The 18,465-nt window shown below is 34.8% G+C and carries 18 protein-coding genes and 1 other RNA gene; 11 read left to right on the top strand and 8 right to left on the bottom strand.

All coding sequences use genetic code 11. The annotated features are described in order from the left end of the window. Nucleotides 1-17: 17 nt before the first annotated feature. The 4 genes from F0460_RS13735 to murQ form a co-directional block, all read right to left on the bottom strand. Nucleotides 18-401 (bottom strand): hypothetical protein, encoded by a 384-nt coding sequence (locus tag F0460_RS13735; protein ID WP_150014205.1) that lies wholly within the window; start codon nucleotides 399-401, stop codon nucleotides 18-20. Between the two features lie 91 nt (nucleotides 402-492). After that, nucleotides 493-864, bottom strand: coding sequence for a DNA topoisomerase IV (locus F0460_RS13730; RefSeq protein WP_150014203.1), 372 nt, complete (start codon nucleotides 862-864; stop codon nucleotides 493-495). 3 nt (nucleotides 865-867) lie between these two features. Continuing rightward, a complete protein-coding gene (locus tag F0460_RS13725) occupies nucleotides 868-1,098 on the bottom strand; it encodes a DUF6095 family protein (protein WP_150014201.1) in 231 nt (76 codons plus the stop codon). Then, nucleotides 1,098-1,910: an N-acetylmuramic acid 6-phosphate etherase gene (gene murQ / locus F0460_RS13720; RefSeq protein WP_150014199.1), complete on the bottom strand. Its 813-nt coding sequence runs from the start codon at nucleotides 1,908-1,910 to the stop codon at nucleotides 1,098-1,100. The genes F0460_RS13725 and murQ overlap by 1 nt, the downstream gene beginning before the upstream one ends. An 86-nt stretch (nucleotides 1,911-1,996) precedes the next feature. Here murQ and rnpB point away from each other — a divergent pair. Further along, nucleotides 1,997-2,300: RNase P RNA component class A (gene rnpB, locus F0460_RS13715), an RNA gene on the top strand. On the opposite strand, the gene F0460_RS13710 is transcribed toward rnpB, so the two are convergent. Then, the gene (locus F0460_RS13710) at nucleotides 2,299-2,985 is read right to left on the bottom strand and encodes a dienelactone hydrolase family protein (protein ID WP_223810823.1); all 687 of its coding nucleotides are present in this window, start codon (nucleotides 2,983-2,985) and stop codon (nucleotides 2,299-2,301) included. The two genes, rnpB and F0460_RS13710, sit on opposite strands and share 2 nt — an antisense overlap. Before the next feature lie 325 nt (nucleotides 2,986-3,310). Between F0460_RS13710 and F0460_RS13705 the strand changes: the two genes are divergently transcribed. The 8 genes from F0460_RS13705 (at nucleotide 3,311) to acs (ending at nucleotide 14,179) form a co-directional block, all read left to right on the top strand. Then, nucleotides 3,311-3,730 carry a transposase-like zinc-binding domain-containing protein gene (locus F0460_RS13705; protein WP_150014195.1) on the top strand — a complete coding sequence of 140 codons (420 nt, stop codon included), beginning with the start codon at nucleotides 3,311-3,313 and terminating at the stop codon, nucleotides 3,728-3,730. A 105-nt stretch (nucleotides 3,731-3,835) separates the two neighbouring features. Beyond that, entirely contained in the window at nucleotides 3,836-5,053 is a 1,218-nt protein-coding gene (locus F0460_RS13700; protein WP_150014193.1) for a hypothetical protein, read from the top strand. Nucleotides 5,054-5,080: 27 nt separating this feature from the next. Beyond that, nucleotides 5,081-6,625, top strand: a complete 1,545-nt coding sequence (locus tag F0460_RS13695; protein WP_150014191.1) for an MFS transporter — start codon at nucleotides 5,081-5,083, stop codon at nucleotides 6,623-6,625. A 6-nt stretch (nucleotides 6,626-6,631) separates the two neighbouring features. Beyond that, nucleotides 6,632-6,856: a DUF6814 family protein gene (locus F0460_RS13690; protein ID WP_150014189.1), complete on the top strand. Its 225-nt coding sequence runs from the start codon at nucleotides 6,632-6,634 to the stop codon at nucleotides 6,854-6,856. A 311-nt stretch (nucleotides 6,857-7,167) separates the two neighbouring features. After that, a complete protein-coding gene (locus F0460_RS13680) occupies nucleotides 7,168-9,852 on the top strand; it encodes an ATP-binding protein (protein WP_150014185.1) in 2,685 nt (894 codons plus the stop codon). Further along, the gene (locus F0460_RS13675) at nucleotides 9,849-10,211 is read left to right on the top strand and encodes a response regulator transcription factor (RefSeq protein ID WP_150014183.1); all 363 of its coding nucleotides are present in this window, start codon (nucleotides 9,849-9,851) and stop codon (nucleotides 10,209-10,211) included. The genes F0460_RS13680 and F0460_RS13675 overlap by 4 nt, the downstream gene beginning before the upstream one ends. Nucleotides 10,212-10,361: 150 nt before the next feature. After that, nucleotides 10,362-12,245 (top strand): acetate--CoA ligase, encoded by a 1,884-nt coding sequence (locus tag F0460_RS13670; RefSeq protein WP_150014182.1) that lies wholly within the window; start codon nucleotides 10,362-10,364, stop codon nucleotides 12,243-12,245. 26 nt (nucleotides 12,246-12,271) lie between these two features. Beyond that, nucleotides 12,272-14,179, top strand: coding sequence for an acetate--CoA ligase (gene acs / locus F0460_RS13665; RefSeq protein WP_150014180.1), 1,908 nt, complete (start codon nucleotides 12,272-12,274; stop codon nucleotides 14,177-14,179). A 40-nt stretch (nucleotides 14,180-14,219) separates the two neighbouring features. On the opposite strand, the gene F0460_RS13660 is transcribed toward acs, so the two are convergent. From F0460_RS13660 to F0460_RS13650, 3 genes are read right to left on the bottom strand one after another with little or no spacing between them, the layout of a single operon-like run. Beyond that, on the bottom strand, nucleotides 14,220-14,783 hold the full coding sequence (locus F0460_RS13660) for a hypothetical protein (RefSeq protein ID WP_150014178.1): 564 nt from the start codon (nucleotides 14,781-14,783) through the stop codon (nucleotides 14,220-14,222). Nucleotides 14,784-14,826: 43 nt separating this feature from the next. Further along, nucleotides 14,827-15,429 carry a 16S rRNA (guanine(966)-N(2))-methyltransferase RsmD gene (gene rsmD, locus F0460_RS13655; protein WP_150014176.1) on the bottom strand — a complete coding sequence of 201 codons (603 nt, stop codon included), beginning with the start codon at nucleotides 15,427-15,429 and terminating at the stop codon, nucleotides 14,827-14,829. Further along, nucleotides 15,426-16,241: a DUF3822 family protein gene (locus F0460_RS13650; RefSeq protein WP_150014174.1), complete on the bottom strand. Its 816-nt coding sequence runs from the start codon at nucleotides 16,239-16,241 to the stop codon at nucleotides 15,426-15,428. The genes rsmD and F0460_RS13650 overlap by 4 nt, the downstream gene beginning before the upstream one ends. Nucleotides 16,242-16,297: 56 nt before the next feature. Between F0460_RS13650 and F0460_RS13645 the strand changes: the two genes are divergently transcribed. Together F0460_RS13645 and kdsB are read left to right on the top strand one after the other, a co-directional pair. Further along, the gene (locus F0460_RS13645) at nucleotides 16,298-17,722 is read left to right on the top strand and encodes an ATP-dependent DNA helicase (protein WP_150014172.1); all 1,425 of its coding nucleotides are present in this window, start codon (nucleotides 16,298-16,300) and stop codon (nucleotides 17,720-17,722) included. Next, nucleotides 17,715-18,452 (top strand): 3-deoxy-manno-octulosonate cytidylyltransferase, encoded by a 738-nt coding sequence (gene kdsB, locus F0460_RS13640; RefSeq protein ID WP_150014170.1) that lies wholly within the window; start codon nucleotides 17,715-17,717, stop codon nucleotides 18,450-18,452. The genes F0460_RS13645 and kdsB overlap by 8 nt, the downstream gene beginning before the upstream one ends. Nucleotides 18,453-18,465: the final 13 nt, after the last annotated feature.

Below are 18,465 nucleotides of genomic sequence, written 5' to 3'. Positions count from 1 at the left end.
ATTTCCGGCTTTTTGTTTTAATCTATATTATTTCCTTGTTGTTCGTCTTCTATAAACAGTTGTACTTTACTTACAATACTGCGTAGGATTTCTTCGCGTTTATTTGCTGTTCCAATTTCCTGTAACGACATCCTGTTTGGTAATGTGGTGCTGTCGCTCGTAAGCTGTTTTGCCATGATATTTACCCTAATACCAACCGTTGCATCTTCGGGAACATCTTTAAACACATTTGTTAAATGAGTACGCCAGTCAAAACTTTTTAAATCTTGAAAGCGGTCTGCGTTAACCGTCATAAAAACCGTTTTAACCTTATCAACAATCTCAATGTCGGTTTTAACTTCTTGTGCACGAACAGCTGGAATTGCTGTCAATAAAAGTGCTATTACTACAAATTTTTTCATGATTCAATTCTTTTTATTAAAGATATAAAAAAAATCATTCAAAAAACGCATGTACATGTTATGTAATAATGATAAAATCAATTAGAAAAATTTATCTTATCTTCTTAATTTCTCCTTTTTGTTTATTAGAATCGCCCACAATACTGTATTCAAAAGTATATCCGTTTTCGTTTGTAGATAGAATTTTCATTTGTACCGCTTTTTTCTCTGCCATATTTTTAGGATTTAATTTCTGCAGAATGTACTCACAGTCGTTTACCCAACGAATGCTTGCTGTATCGGTTTTACCGTTGTAAGTTTCGATCTCATATTTATCAGTTCTAACAAATGTAGAAGTGTGTTTTTGTCCGTTTATTTCTTGTTCAAACAAAAAATTTCCTGTTTTAAAATCTGCACAATTTCTTTCTTGATTATAGCAACCCATCAAACAAAACGGAATTGCCAGTAAAATTAGTTTCTTCATAAATTAATCGTTAAATAAACCGCTCACTAAAGTTCGTAATCCCTTAAAAAATAAATACATAGAAAACAAACAGATTAAACATCCTAAAATTAAAACGGGATAGTATAAAAAATGTTCCTGATTTTTAAAAGACGAATAAATAATAATCGGTCCAACAAACATCAATGGTATGGCAATGAAAACTTTTTGTAAGCCTTTGTAAATTTTGGTTTTATCTGCTTTTGGTGTTGTCATTATTCAGTGTAATTATTTATAGCATTACGTACGTTGCCGTATTCATTTATAAGTTCAGTCGCTTTTTCTTCGGATACATTTAGTTCGTTCATAACCATTTGTATGGCTCTGTTTACCAATTTATGGTTCGATAGTTTCATATCGACCATTTTATTGTCTTTTACGTGCCCCAACTGAATCATTGTTGCAGTAGAAATCATGTTTAAAACCAGTTTTTGAGCAGTTCCTGCTTTCATGCGAGAGCTTCCGGTTACAAATTCTGATCCAACAACAACTACCATTGGAAAATCTGCTGCCAGCGCTAACGGACTTTCAGCATTACAGGCAATTCCACCTGTAGGAATGTTGTTTTTCTTGCAAAAATCTAATCCGCCTAAAACATACGGAGTTGTTCCAGATGCTGCGATTCCGATAACAAAATCGTTCGAATTGATCTGATATTCCTTTAAATCTATTTCAGCTTGATTGGAATTATCTTCGGCATTTTCAACCGCTTTTCTAATAGCAGTATCACCGCCGGCAATTAATCCAATGACTTTATCATAATCAACACCAAAAGTTGGCGGACATTCCGAAGCATCAACAATTCCCAATCTGCCCGATGTTCCTGCACCGATATAAAACAGTCGACCGCCATTTTTTAGTTGCGATACAATTTTGGTAACAGCAGCTTGGATCTGTGGAATTGCTTTTTGAACGGCAAAAGGCACCGTTTGATCTTCTTTATTGATATTTGTAAGTAAATCTGTAACACTCATCTGCTCTAAATGGTTGTATTTAGATTCAGATTCTGTGATTTTATCAAAAGACATAATTTGTATTTTAAACAAATTTACAGAAAATTTAATAAGCGTTGGTATTTATAAGGATAAAACAAATATTCGTAGTACTTTTGCAGCAAGTAGACCGCCTTATCGCTGGCTTTTTGTCAGAGGAAAGTCTGGGCACCATAGAGCAGAATAGCGGGTAACGCCCGTCCGCCGTGAGGTGAGGACAAGTGCAACAGAAAGTATGTACAGTTCGGCTGTAGTGAAACCAGGTAAACTCTATTCGGTGAAATGCCATGTAAACCAACGCTAAGTGCTGCTCGCGCAAGTTGGAGGGTAGGCAGATAAAGTGTACAGGTAACCGTGCACATAGATAAATGATAAGGACACGCCTTTGGCGATGTACAGAACCCGGCTTATAGGTCTACTTTTTTTACTTTAAAACTTCATCTAAAAATAATTTCACATGTTTCCAAGCACGTTCGGTCATTAGCGCATTATAATCTTTAGATTGTGGATTTGTGAAGGTATGTTTACTGTTTCCGTAATAGAAAAACTGCCAGTCGGCTTTGCCTTTTCGCATTTCATCCATAAACAAATCAATGTCTTGCTTGGAAACCGACGCATCTTCTGCGGGATGAATTACCAATACTTTAGGTTTTATAGTGTTGTAAGTTGCATCAACTTTTTTTAAGCTACCGTGAATTGATACAACACCTTTAAAATTCATATTTCCACGAGCAGCTTCTAAAGATCCGGTTCCACCAAAACAGTAGCCAATAACTGCTGTATTATTTTTATTAGCACCTAATTTTATAAACTCATTAACTGCTATTTCAATTTTATGTCGATATTTATCTGGGTTTTCCTTATAAAAACTCGATATTTTCTTTGCGGCTTCCATGTCTTTTGGCGTATCGGTATTTCCATAAACATCAGTAATAAATACATTGTAACCTTCTTTTGCTAAATCTTTAGCTGCGGTACGGGCTTCATCATCAATTCCCATCCAAGCTGGAAGTATTAAAACCGATGGAGCATTTTGCTTTTGAATACTAACTTCAGCTTCATGAGTTGCTAATTCATCTGTATATCTTATTTTTTTTAATTCTTGTGCCATGCTACTAAAGGTTGATGCTATAAGTGATATAATTAACAGGTGGTTTCTCATAATCTTTTTACATTAAAAGGAAATTGAATTTTTAAGCGAAGTACTAATTTACAAAAAATACAAAGAGTAATATGGCTTTTTGATAATAGAACTGATTATATATACAATATATATTTTATATCAATTAATTAAAGTGTGTTTTTTATTGATATAAATGTAAAATATCATTTAAAAATTTATAGTATATGTTTTTTTTATTTCTTTTTATTTAATTTTTATTATTTGTATTTTGTATATTGTGCTAAATTAATGTATTTATGCTAAAATAATATATATGAAACAAAATTCATGTCCAAATTGTGGTTCAAATACCTTTGTAAAGGCTGGTATTGTTAACGAACGTCAGCGGTTTAAGTGCAAAAAATGTAATTATTTTTTTACGGTAAACAAGCTGGGAAAACAGATTGATGACTATTATGTAAACAAATCATTACAACTTTATTTAGAAGGTTTAACGTATCGAGAAATAGAACGTATTTTAGGTATTTCGCACGTTACAATCATGAACTGGGTAAAGAAATACAACATAAAACGACCGTATAATTCGGAGTATCATCCAACGTATAAAATACTTAATGCTAGTGAATTGAGTAAGTATTTCAGTGATCCTAAAAATGTGAAAGGATCTGGTGTTATTGTGACTGAGTTAGGTGACAAGTTTATGCTGATAAAATGGGAGCGTTTTAAGGATTAATATATAAATTTAACAGATATGTATACTATTTTTTATCAAAACTAAAAAAAATAAGAAGTTCGTACTGCACACAAATCAAACTTAAAACAGTATAAACTTTTTATTATGAAAAGAAAGATTTTATTAGGAATTGCCCTAGCGCTGTTTTCTTCTCAAATGTATTCACAAGCGGCTCCTGATTACAACGGCGGTTTAAAAGTGAAACTTAACGAGGAGGGAAGCAGCTATTTCAGGCTGATAACTTGGGCGCAGGTTCAAGCATCGCATAATAACAGTGTTGCCGAAGATCAAAGCAAAACAAACTTTAATTTGCGCAGAGCCAGGCTTATTTTATATGCTCAAATTAGCGACGATTTTTTAATTCTTACACATTTGGGGTTAAACAGTTTAAACGCCAATAATCTTACACCGACAGGAACGGGAGAAGCTTCTCAATTCTTTTTACACGATGTAACGGCACAATATAAAATCGCTAAAACGCATCATTTAGGTGGCGGATTGCATTACTACAACGGGATTTCGCGCTTAAACAATCAGGGAACTTTAAACTTTTTGACGATGGATAATAACCGACAGTCTTGGGCTACGCTTGGATTGTCTGATCAGTTTGCACGTCATTTGGGATTTTATGCAAAGGGTGAATTTGGTAAATTTCATTACCGAGTTTCGGTTAACGATGCCATTACCAATAGTTTAGATGCCCGCGAAGCTGTTGCAAATCAAGCTGTTTATGGTGGAAGAAAATTATTAGGATCTAAAGACGCAGGTAAAACATACGCAGGATATTTCGAATATAATTTCTTGGATATGGAGTCGAACTTTTTGCCTTATAAGGTAGGAACATATCTTGGAGCAAAAAAAGTATTTAATGTAGGTGCCGGATTTTTTACACATCCTTCGGGAGCTGCAATCCTTGAAAACAATGAGGTAAAAGGAGAGAACGTAAACATATTTGCTGTTGATGCTTTTTACGATGCTCCGATAGGCGAAAACGGTGCGGCTTTAACGGCTTATGCCACGTATCAGAATAACGATTACGGCACAAATTATCTGTACAACGCTTACGGAACGGGTAGTATGACGTATGGTCATGTTGGATATTTAATTCCGGCAACCATTGGTAAAAAGACAAAATTACAGCCGTACACATCGGTATCTTTAAACAGTTACGATGCTATAGATGACAACCGAAATATTTTTAATGTTGGAACAAACATCTACTTAAAGGGCAACAATTCAAAACTTACTTTAGAATATTCGCACGAAGACTTTGGTGCAGTAAAAAGAGACATTGTAACACTTCAGGCAATGATCTATCTATAAAAAATCAACAAACTAAAACTATAAAATATGAATAATACCGAAACTAAGAAAAGTAGTATTTGGAGTGTAATTATGGCTTCATCTATGGGAACATTAATAGAATGGTACGACTTTTACATCTTTGGAAGTTTGGCAATTGTGTTGTCAACAAAATTCTTTCCATCAGAAAATCCTACAGCGGCATTTTTATCAACATTGGCAACTTTTGCAGCAGGATTCGTAGTACGTCCGTTCGGTGCCTTGTTTTTTGGACGATTGGGAGATTTGATCGGAAGAAAATATACCTTCATGGTTACTTTAATGCTAATGGGCGGTGCAACATTTGTAATTGGTTGTGTACCAAGTTATGAATCTATTGGTTTTATTGCGCCAGTTATTGTATTGATCATGCGATTGTTACAAGGTTTGGCACTTGGTGGCGAATATGGAGGTGCAGCAACTTATGTGGCAGAGCACGCACCAAAAGGACAACGTGGTTTTTGGACATCATGGATCCAAACAACTGCAACGGTGGGTTTATTTATTTCGTTAATCGTAATTTTAATCACTCGTTCGTTAATGAGCGAAGAACAATTTGATCTTTGGGGATGGCGCGTACCTTTCTGGTTATCAATCGTAATGGTTTATGTTTCATATCTGATCCGTAAAAACATGAGCGAATCTCCGGAATTTGCTAAAGCGAAAAAAGAAGGAAAAACAAGTACCAATCCGTTAAAAGAAAGTTTTGGAAACCGATACAACTTAAAATTTGTATTGTTGGCACTTTTTGGGGCAACAATGGGTCAGGGTGTAATTTGGTACACGGGTCAGTTTTACGCCATGAGTTATATAAAAACGGTGATGTTTGTCGATTCTAATCAGGTAGATGGATTGCTCGGTATTGCACTGCTCTTGGGAACACCTTTCTTTGTTTTCTTTGGATGGTTGAGTGATAAAATAGGACGAAAACCTATATTATTAGCCGGTATGTTGATCGCAATTTTATCGTACCGACCAATTTATCGGGCAATGTATGCAAGTACCGATACCAATATTAAAACCGAAATGGTTGACAAACGTATTGCATCAGCAGAAATTAAAACTACAAACGCAGTTTCAGATTCAATCTATAAAGTGAAAAAGTTTTATACTGATGGAACAGAATACAGCGAAACTACAACGGTTCATTTAAAAGATGGTGTAGCAAAACTAACAGAAAGCGGCGATGTTGACAAACAAGTTAAAAAATCGGTTTTAATTACAAGTTCAATCAAATGGAAACTCGTATTTTTAGTATTCATTCAAGTATTCTTTGTAACAATGGTTTACGGTCCCATTGCAGCATTTTTGGTTGAAATGTTCCCGGTTAAAATTCGATATACTTCCATGTCATTACCTTATCACATTGGAAACGGAATTTTCGGAGGATTACTTCCGGCAATATCAACCTATTTCGTGGCAAATGCGCAAAAAACAGGTAATGCGGAATTTTTCCTCGAAGGATTATGGTATCCGATAATTGTTGGAGCAATAAGTTTCATTATCGGATTCATCTACATCAATAAAAAAGTTACTAAATACACTGATAAATAGAATATTATGGAAGCAATAAAAAGAATATTAGGAATTGTCTGGATATTATTAGGCGTTGTAACAGCGTATCTTATGATTCAGTTTGGTTATCCGCGTTTAATATCGGGTACGCAAGACGGAGTTGTTTTTGGAATCATTATTCTGTTCGTGTTAATGCCTTTGATTACATTAGGTTTAATTGTTTTTGGATATTACGCCTTGTGCAACGAATACAGCGATAAAAAGCTGTAAACGTTATTATTTATTTTAATTTTTTGGATAAGAAGAACAGTGCATTTGTACTGTTCTTTCTTTATGTTTATAAAATGATCTTATCTGCTTGAATTGAATTGTAAATTGTTTTATATTTAGTTCCATGAAAAAAAGACACAAACAAAAATTCCTTTTAATTTCACTGTTTCTGCTTATGGTACTTAACGTGCCAATGATTTTTATGTTTAATCACAAAGCAGCCGTTTTAGGAATTCCTGTCTTTTATTTAGCCATCTTTGCTATTTGGTTATTGGTAATTGTATGGTCTTATTACACGCTAAAAAAATATTATGAGTAACTATTTACTGGTCATAATCATATTGGTTTATTTTGGCGTTTTATTTTTAATTGCCTTATGGTCCGATAAAAATGTTAACAGCAAATGGGTAAACAACCCGTATGTTTACAGTCTTTCGTTAGGCGTTTATTGTTCTGCGTGGACGTACTATGGAAGTGTGGGCATTGCAGCAACAAGCGGCATTAGCTTTCTTACAACTTATTTGGGACCTGTAATTGCAGCGCCTTTGTGGGTTTATGTTTTACGAAAGATCCTGCGAATTGTAAAGTATCAAAAAATATCGTCAATTGCCGATTTTATTGCGCTTCGTTACGGAAATCACCGGTTTATAGGTGCATTGGTAACCGTAATCTGTTTGTTGGGAATTATTCCGTATATATCGTTACAGCTAAAAGCGATATCAGAAACCTTTCAGATTATTACCAACGAAACTAATGTTAAAAGGATTTTTCTTTTTGAAGATACCACTTTTTACATCGCAGTTTTAATTGCACTTTTCGCTACTTTTTTCGGAACTCAAACTACCGATACAACCGATAAACGCCGTGGAATTGTTTTCATAGTTGCAATAGAATCATTAGTTAAATTATTGATTTTCATCGTAATTGGCGTTTACGCAACTTTTTTTATTTACGATGGAACAACCGATTTGTTTCAACAGGCAAACGCCTCGTTCGATGTTTACAAATTAAGCACCATAAGCAGTTTAACAGAAGGCGTGAACATGTTTTACATGATCGCTATTTCGTTTATTGCTATTTTTCTGTTGCCGCGCCAGTTTCAAATGAGTGTGGTTTCAAACGATCGGGAATATCATTTAAAAACAGCTATCTGGTTATTTCCATTGTATCTTTTGTTGTTTAATTTGTTTGTGATTTATATTGCGTGGGCAGGAAATCTTAATTTCGATTCATCAGCAGTAAACCCTGATTATTACACGCTTTTGTTACCCTTAAAATACGATTCTTTTTGGCTGGCATTATTGGTTTTTATTGGCGGATTATCGGCAGTAATTTCAATGGTTGTGGTTTCAACAGTGGCACTATCGAACATGGTTAGTAACTCGCTGATTATTCCGTACGGATTTTTGGAAACATTCAACAAAAACAATCCCGAAGAAAATACCAAATACATCAAAAACATACGTCGGTTTTCAATTTTCACGCTGATTATTCTGGCATATATCTTCTATTTTAATTTTTCAATCGAAATTACTTTATTTTCCATCGGATACATTTCTTTCGTTATAATTGCACAATTGGCTCCATCGTTTTTTATTGGAATGTTCTGGACAAAAGGTAATTCGGTAGGGGCTATTTTAGGGATTTGCTTCGGATTTCTTACCGTGGTTTATACATTGATTGTTCCATTTATTTGCGATGCCATTTTTAACAATTATCATTTTACAGAAAACGGACCGTTTGGTATCGCACTTTTAAAACCTTATAATTTATTCGGATTGAACTTTTTAACACCCACAACCAACGCTTTTTTCTGGAGTATGACGGTGAATGTTGTGATGTATTTGGTTGGATCTATGTATGTAAAAGGCAGTTACCGTGAACGAAATTATGCCGAACTTTTTGTGTCGAACTCCAACGATTTTGCGCTGTTTTCAGAAACAGCTTACGTTTGGAAAGGCGAAGCGTATGTGGCTGATATTCGTAATGTTTTAGAAAAATTTTTAGGAATTGAGAAAACAAACCGAGCCATAAACTTGTTTTTTGCCAAGAATAAAATTCCGAAAAATACCGTAAAGGCAGATGCTAAATTCATCAACTTTTCAGAAAAACTACTTACAGGAATCATTGGTAGTACATCATCTAAAATACTGATTAGTAATGTAATAAAAGAACAACCTGTAAGTTTAACCGAAATTTTAAAGATTTTAGAAGAAAGTAAAGAAACCATAAGTACCAATAAGTTTCTTAAAGAAAAATCTGATCAGTTAACACAACTTACGCAAGAATTAAAATCGGTAAATGAAGAATTGGTCGTTAAAGATCAACAGAAAGATGATTTCCTGGATACTGTTGCACACGAATTAAAAACGCCGATCACTGCAATTAAAGCATCGGCAGAAGTATTGATGTTCGATGATGAAATGCCTGCAGATTTAAAACAGAAATTCCTGAACAATATTGTTGATGATACCAACCGACTTACAAAGCTGATAAACAATATTTTAGATTTAGAAAAACTGGCGAATGGTCGTGAAGAACTTGATCTTTCAAACAATAATATTCTTGAAACCGTTTTAAAAGCCATTCATTTTGTAGATCAGTCGATAACAGACAAGCAAATCACAATACAAAATAATGTTAAATCTTTGTTTTTCGTTTATGATGACGATCGTATTTTACAAGTTTTTAGTAACTTGCTTACAAATGCAATAAAGTTTGTAGAACCGGTTAATGGTCATATCGAAATCAATTTATCAGAACAAGATGATTTCGTTTTAATTTCGGTAGAAGACAACGGAAAAGGTATTCCCGAAGAAGATTTTGAGTTTATCTTTGATAAGTTCTATCAGTCTAAAAATCAAACCACAAAAAAGCCTGTTGGCAGTGGTTTCGGATTATCGATTTGCAAACATATTGTGGAAAGTCATAAAGGTTCTATTTGGGCAGAACAAAAAAGTAAAGGCGTACGTTTCCTTGTAAAATTACCAAAATGAAAAAGATTTTAATTGTTGATGACGAACCAAATATCATAATGTCGTTGGAGTATGCACTTCAAAAAAACGGATTTGAAGTATTTGTAGCCAGAGACGGTCAGGAAGCTTTGGATATTTTAAAAAAGAAAGTTCCCGATTTGGTTTTGTTAGATATTATGATGCCGAATGTTGACGGATACGAAACATTGCAAAAAATTAAAGAAAACGAAAAATTAGCATCTGTTAAAGTGCTTTTTCTTTCGGCTAAAAATAAACCCGCAGATATTGAAAAAGGATTACAATTGGGTGCTGTAGGTTATGTAACCAAGCCTTTTTCGCTTAAAAAAATGATTACTGAAATCAATGAATTGCTTAATTAAGTTTGTTTTGTGTGCAAAATAAAACACGTTTAATTAACTAATGATATGATATTCAGATAAAAAATTCTCTTTGTAGTGCTAAAACTCTTTAGCATTAGATTTTCTTATCTAAATTTTATCGTTAAATAGTAACTTTTTTACTCTATTTGTATGGAAGTATATCGCGATTTTTATAAAAAAAGTATCGAAAATCCAAAAGCTTTTTGGCAAGAACAAGCGCAGAAAATTTCTTGGCATCAGTTTCCCAAAACTATTTTATCAAACAAGCAGAATTATCCGCAATGGTTTGCAGACGGCAAGCTTAATATGAGCTATCTATGTATTGATAAGCATATTGAAGACGGTTACGGGGAAGAAATTGCCGTTATTTACGATTCGCCTGTTACAAACCGTAAACGCACTATTACCTACAACGAACTGCATTCTGAAGTTGCTCGTTTGGCTGGCGGATTACATAAAATGGGCGTGCAAAAAGGCGACACCGTATTAATTTACATGCCTATGATACCTCAAGCAGTTTTTTCAATGCTTGCCTGTGCAAGGTTAGGCGTTACACACACCGTTGTTTTCGGTGGATTTGCGCCTAACGAGCTGGCTGTGCGTATTGATGACTGCAAACCAAAGGTTATCTTAACGGCATCAAGCGGAGTTGAGGTTGACCGTATTCTTCCTTATAAACCTTTTGTTGACAGTGCCATTGAACTTGCAACGCACAAACCACAATACGTTATTCTTTTTAAAAGACTTTTAGGCGCTGTTGTACCTGATAAAGAATACGATATAGATTACAAATCTCTGGTAACTGCTTCCAGTGAAATTGATCCAGTGATTGTAGAGGCGAATCATCCGCTGTATGTCTTACATACTTCGGGCACTACCGGCAAACCTAAAGGTATTGTGCGCGATACCGGCGGTTATGCAACTGCCTTAAAATTCAGCATGGGATATATTTACAATGTAAAACCAGGCGAAGTTTTTTGGGCAGCAAGCGATGTTGGCTGGGTTGTAGGGCACAGTTTTATTGTTTACGGACCTTTACTTAACAGAAATACGACGGTACTTTTTGAAGGAAAACCCGTTAAAACACCCGATGCATCTGCTTTTTGGCGAATAATCAGTGAATACAACGTAAAATCTGTTTTTGCTGCACCTACTGCAATTCGGGCAATTCGTAAGGAAGATCCCGATGGATTGATGCTAGAAAATTTCGATCTGTCTTCTTTAAATTACTTCTTTTTGGCTGGCGAACGCAGTGATACCGCTACTGTAGAATGGCTTACGCAGAAAATAAACCGACCGGTTATTGATCATTGGTGGCAAACAGAATCGGGTTGGCCAATGGCATCTATCATGACAAAAATTGATGATGTAAAGATAAAATACGGATCGGTTGCAAAACCTGTCTGCGGATTTGATATTCAGATTGTTGATGAAGAAGGAAACCAGCTTCCTGATGATAAAGAAGGATTTGTAGTAGTAAAATTACCACTGCCACCTGGGACTTTAATGGGAATTTGGAACAATGAAGAACGATTCTTTTCGGGCTATCTGGAACAAATTAACGGATATTATTTTACAGGCGATGGCGGTTTTAAAGATTCTGAAGGATACCTCTACATTACGGGAAGGGTTGACGATGTTATTAATGTAGCGGGGCATCGATTGTCAACAGCAGAAATGGAAGAAGTCATATCATCGCACAACATGGTCGCAGAATGCGCTGTTTTTGGAATTCATGATGAAATTAAAGGTCAAACTCCTTTAGCATTAGTTGTTACAAAAGCGGGTAACGATGTTGCAGAATCGGTTATTGAACAAGAAGTAATTGCTAAAATAAGATCGAACATTGGAACCATAGCAACCTTAAAGCGGGTAATTGTTGTAGATCGATTGCCAAAAACAAGATCAGGAAAAATTCTTCGGAAATTATTACGCGATATAGCCGACAAAAAAGAATATACGATACCGTCAACCATTGATGATCCTGAAATCATAAACGAAATTATACAAGTTTACAAACAACATAAAATCTAAATTAATCACATCAAAAAAATTAAATCATGAGTAATTATCATATCAAACACTTCGAAGAGTATTATCATATCTATAGAAAATCGATCAATAATCCGGAAGGTTTTTGGGAAGAATTGGCAGAAGAACATTTTGTATGGCACAAAAAATGGGATAATATTTTAAGTTGGAATTTTGAAACTCCGGAAGTGAAATGGTTTGAAGGTGCAAAACTGAATGTTGCAGAAAACTGTATCGACCGTCATTTAAGAACGCGTGCCAATAAAACCGCAATTTTGTTTGAACCGAATGATCCAAACGAACCGGTACAGCACATTACTTATCAGGAATTGTACAACAGGGTTTGTAAAATGGCAAACGTTTTAAAACAGCAAGGCATTAAAAAAGGCGATCGTGTGTGTATTTATCTGCCAATGATTCCAGAATTGGCTGTTTCTTTATTGGCTTGTGCCCGAATTGGTGCGATACATTCCGTAGTGTTTGCAGGCTTTTCATCATCGGCTTTAGAAGCTCGTATCAATGATTCTTCTAGTAAAATTGTCATCACTTCAGATAAATCGTACCGTGGTTCAAAAACAATAAATATTAAGGAAATTGTTGATGATGCTTTGAAAAAATGCGATTCTGTAGAAAAAGTTTTAGTTGTACAGCGTGTCGATGGACAGGTTGAAATGCAACAGGGAAGAGATTTATGGTTGCAGCCTTTGTTGGATGAAGCCGAAGCCGATTGCCCTATTGAAATTATGGATGCCGAAGATCCGTTGTTTATTCTATATACTTCAGGATCAACCGGTAAACCAAAAGGAATGGTACATACATCGGCAGGTTACATGGTTTACACAGCTTATACTTTTAAAAATATTTTTCAATATAAAGAAAATGATATTTTCTGGTGTACCGCCGATATTGGCTGGATTACCGGACACAGTTACATTGTTTATGGTCCGCTGGCAAACGGTGCTACAACGGTTTTGTTTGAGGGTGTGCCGAGTTATCCCGATTTTGGTCGTTTTTGGGAAACAATTGAAAAACATAAAGTTTCCATTTTTTACACGGCTCCAACTGCCATTCGATCATTAGCAAAAGAAAGTTTGGAATATGTTGAAAAGTACGATCTTTCGTCATTAAAAGTTTTGGGATCTGTTGGTGAACCTATCAACGAAGAAGCGTGGCACTGGTATAACGACAATATCGGTAAAAAACACAGTCCGATTGTTGATACTTGGTGGCAGACAGAAACCGGTGGAATTCTAATTTCTCCAATTCCGTTTGTAACGCCAACAAAACCAACCTACGCAACGTTGCCGTTTATTGGTGTTCAACCTGCTTTGATGGACGATGAAGGGAATGAACTTAAAGGAAATCAGGTAGATGGTAAGCTCTGCATTAAATTTCCGTGGCCTGGAATTGCCCGAACTATTTGGGGCGATCATGAGCGTTACAAGGAAACCTATTTTTCTACATACAAAGGCAAATATTTTACCGGCGATGGCGCTTTTAGAGATGAGGTTGGTTATTACCGAATCACGGGTAGGGTTGATGATGTAATTATTGTATCGGGGCACAACCTTACTACGGCTCCGATTGAAGATGCGATTAACGAACATCCGGCGGTGGCAGAATCGGCTATTGTTGGTTTTGAACACAATATTAAAGGAAACGCGCTTTACGGTTTTGTGATGTTGAAGGAAACAGGCGAATACCGTAATCAAGATAATTTACGAAAAGAAATTAACCAGCAGATTTCCGATAAAATTGGACCAATTGCAAAATTAGATAAAATTCAGTTTGTAGAAGGATTACCAAAAACACGATCAGGCAAAATTATGCGAAGAATATTAAGAAAAATCGCCAATAACGACCTTTCTAATTTAGGCGATACAAGTACGCTTTTAAACCCAGAAATTGTTGACAGTATTATTAATGATGTGTTGTAAATAAGTAGAACCCCTCACTTTTAAAGTGAGGGGTTTATTTTTAAAAAGGATCTTGTGTAATTTGATAATGTAATATTAAATCAGCATTTTCGATACTATCTTTTGATTCATTATAATAAGTTCCATCTGATTTTATAACTATTTTACTACCAACCAATTTTAATTCATGTGTATCATTCGAAATTTTTTCAGCGGTATTTATGTAGCCTAACTTTTTCTCAAGAAGAAAGTATTCTTTCTTGTATACCAAAAAATAGAAACATTCTAATTTATAATAAGTGAATTGTCTGTAAAGAGCTAATCCATTTTCGTTATAATTTCTTTCGTTTAAAATATTTAAAATATCGAATCTTTTAAAAAACGAATAGTTTAATATCACTAAGATGCTAAAGAACATATAAATTATAGAATACAAATAAAGTAGAACTGTTTTTTTCTTGTATAAAAAAATTAATGAAGCACCAGTTAATATAAGTATTCCCTTTAAAATAATTTTAATGTAATAGTTTATAGAATAATCAATTTCTATGTACAGAATGAAATTTAAGAATAAAAAGCAGACAGCCACTAAATGTATGTTGAGAATAGACTTTTTTAAATTCATAATTGGATTTTTTCAGAATTAAATATACAAAAAAAGAGGAAATCTATTCCTCTTCGTTATCGTACTCATCGTCGTCAAAATGATCATCATCATCGGATTCTACTTGTTCGTATTCAAAAAACGAAAAAACAGATCCACCGTATTTTCTACTGTTGTTAAAATGTTCCAAATGTTCCATTTTTGTTTGTCCGGCAGAATGTTCAATAATCAGCAAACCGTCTTCTTGCAGTAAATCGTTTTCAAAAATCAACTGATAAATCTTATCAAACTGTTCTTGGGAAAAATCGTAAGGCGGATCAGCAAAAATAATATCGTATTTAACTTTACTGCGTTCTAAAAACTTGTAAACATCGCTTTTAATCGCGGTAATATCCATTCCAAATTCCTGCGATGTTTTCTTAATAAAATTCACACAGCCCAGATCGGTATCAACACAGGTAATAGGTTCGGCACCGCGCGATGCAAACTCGTAACTAATGTTGCCCGTTCCGGCAAATAAATCTAAAACCTTTAATTCGTGAAACGAAAATTGGTGGTTTAATATGTTAAAAAGTGCCTCTTTACTTAAATCGGTAGTAGGACGAACGGGCAGATTTTTGGGAGCCGTTATGCGTCGACCTTTAAATTTTCCGGAAACTATTCTCATGCGTGCAGTAAAATGTAATGTTGTTGTAATTGTTCGGTGGTTACAGAAAGTGTTTGAGCAATGGTTTGTAAATTAGCAACTTCTACGTTGCGTATAAATTTATACACAATCTGGTACAAATCGCTTTCGGGCGTAATATTGCCGTATAATTTTACAATTTGAGTTTGCGTGTTAAGCTGTAACTGTTCAAATACAAATAAAATATAGTAGATAAAATCTTCTTTGGTTTGATATTCGTAACTGTTAAAAAGCAACAGTTTTTTGTTTTGAAGCAATACTATTTCAAAATGATTTTCGTCAACATGAACAAAAAATTCAACCGAATTGTTATTGGCAGATTTTCCTGTAAAATGATGAACCAAACTGGTGTTTAGGTGCTGAAAATTAAAACTGCCAAATACATCTAAAAAGTAATTGTTAAAAGCAACATACGGCACATAAATGTTTTCCATTTGTTGTTGCGTTAGCGAATCAAAATCGAAATAATCTGTTGGGAAAACCTTTGTGTTATACTGCAAATAGCTTCCTAACGAAGTTTCATCGAACAAAGCCGTAGGCACAAACGTGTTTAAGTTATTGTCGTGCAAAACCAAAACATCCTGAAAACCTGCTTGCAACGCTTCTTCCTTATCAAAAAAAACATCTAACTGCTGTTCAATGGTTTTGTAAGGGTCCAAAGCAAACGATTTAAGCTGAATAACCTGATTGTTTACCTGATTTTTAACGCAGTAACTAAAATTTTGTAACGATACCTGTATGTATAATTTTTGAAACGATTCGTTCAACATAATCATCAAATGTATAAGGTTCAAAAGTACAATTTTTTTGTTGATTAATAGTATCTTTGTGAAAACCCCGTTTTATAAAAATGACGATTACCGAATTTTATCTGCAGCTAAAAAACAGCTTTCCGTTTGATGTTACCTTAAAACAAGATGCCTTTTTAAAAAAGATTTCGCAGTTTGTTTTAAACGATAATCAAGACGAAATTTTTGTTTTAAAAGGATATGCCGGTACCGGTAAAACCACGTTATTGTCGGTTTTGGTAAATCAGTTGCCGCATGTAAATAAAAAGTACGTAATGCTGGCACCAACAGGTAGAGCTGCAAAAGTCATTTCAAATTACGCAAAACAGCCGGCATTTACCATTCACAAAAAAATTTATTATCCTAAAAAAGATAAAAATCTGGGCATGGCGTTTACCATGCAGGCAAACAAACATAAAAATACCATTTTTATTGTCGATGAATCATCTATGATTTCAGATAATGTGACCGATGCCACCATGTATACGCACGGTTCGTTGCTAGATGATTTGCTGTATTACGTCTATTCTGGTCAAAATTGCAAACTGATTATTGTGGGCGATACCGCGCAGTTACCACCTGTGGGAATGAACGAAAGCCCGGCTTTGAACGAAAGTAAACTGGCATTGAATTATCACATGAAAGTCGATTTTATTGAATTGACCGAAGTAATGCGTCAGGAAGAAGATTCAGGAATTTTGTACAATGCAACCGAATTACGCGAGCAGCTACAACAAGAATTTTACGATTATTTTGAGTTTGATATAAAACCTTTTAAAGATATTATTCGATTACAAGACGGATACGAAACGCTTGATGCCATTACCGATGCTTTTTCAAAAAAAGGATCCGAAGAAACTATTTTTATTGTTCGATCTAACAAACGCGCCAATCAGTACAATCAGCAAATTAGAACTCGAGTTTTAGACAACGAAAGCGAAATTAGTGCGGGCGATTACATAATGGTTGTAAAAAATAATTATTTTTGGCTGAAAGATTCAAAAGTAACCGATTTTATTGCCAATGGCGATGTTATGGAGGTTATGCAGATTTACAAACATCATGAATTGTACGGTTTCAGGTTTGCATCGGTAAAAGTCCGCATGATTGATTATCCCGATATGCCTGCGTTTGATACCATTGTTTTGTTGGATACGTTGCATTCCGAATCGGCAAGTTTAACGTACGAACAATCTAACAAACTGTATCAGGAAGTTTTGTTAGACTATCAAGACGAAATAACGGCGTTCCGCAGAATGCAAAAAGTTAAGAATAACGAATATTTTAATGCCTTACAGATTAAGTTTGCTTATGCGGTAACCTGTCATAAATCGCAGGGTGGACAATGGGATACTGTTTTTATAGAGCAGCCTTATTTGCCAGACGGTATCAGTAAAGATTATATGCGTTGGTTGTACACAGCACTAACACGAGCAAAAGAAAAAGTTTATTTAATAGGATTTAACGACGATTTTTTCAATGAATAATTTAAAAATAATAGCAGTAATTCCGGCAAGGTATGCATCTACAAGATTTCCTGCCAAATTGGTTCAAGATTTAGGCGGAAAACCCGTTGTAGTTCAAACATATGTGGCAACAGTTGCAACGCAGTTGTTCGATGAGGTTTTGGTTGCAACAGATCACCCAATTATTTTCGATTTACTAAAACAGCACAACGTAAATGTGGTAATGAGCAGCGATTCTCATGAAAGCGGAAGCGACCGTATTGCAGAAGTGATCGAAAATATAAATTGTGATATTGTAGTAAATGTTCAGGGTGATGAGCCTTTTGTAAACAAAGAAAATCTGGAAAGTTTAATCGGTATTTTTAAGAAAGATATCGAACAAAAAATCGATCTGGCATCTTTAATGTTTGAAATTAATGATTTGGAAACAATCAATAATCCGAACAACGTAAAAGTTGTAGTAGATCAAAACTTAAAAGCATTGTATTTTTCTCGAGCTGCTATTCCTTTTCCGCGAGATGGTAAAAGTTACGTTCCGTATTATCAGCACATAGGCGTTTATGCTTACCGAAAAAATGCCCTTTTAGATTTTACCAAATGGGAAATGAAAGGTTTGGAAGCCACTGAAAAACTAGAACAATTACGTTATTTAGAATACGGCAGAACTATACAAATGGTATTAACAAACCACACAGGGGTAGGTATTGACACTAAAGAAGATTTAGATAAAGCACGATTGCTTTGGAAGTAAAAAACGACGAACA

It is taken from the genome of Paenimyroides baculatum, assembly GCF_008629655.1.
In the GTDB taxonomy this organism is placed as follows: domain Bacteria; phylum Bacteroidota; class Bacteroidia; order Flavobacteriales; family Flavobacteriaceae; genus Flavobacterium; species Flavobacterium baculatum.
This window is presented reverse-complemented; position numbering and strand designations above follow the sequence as displayed.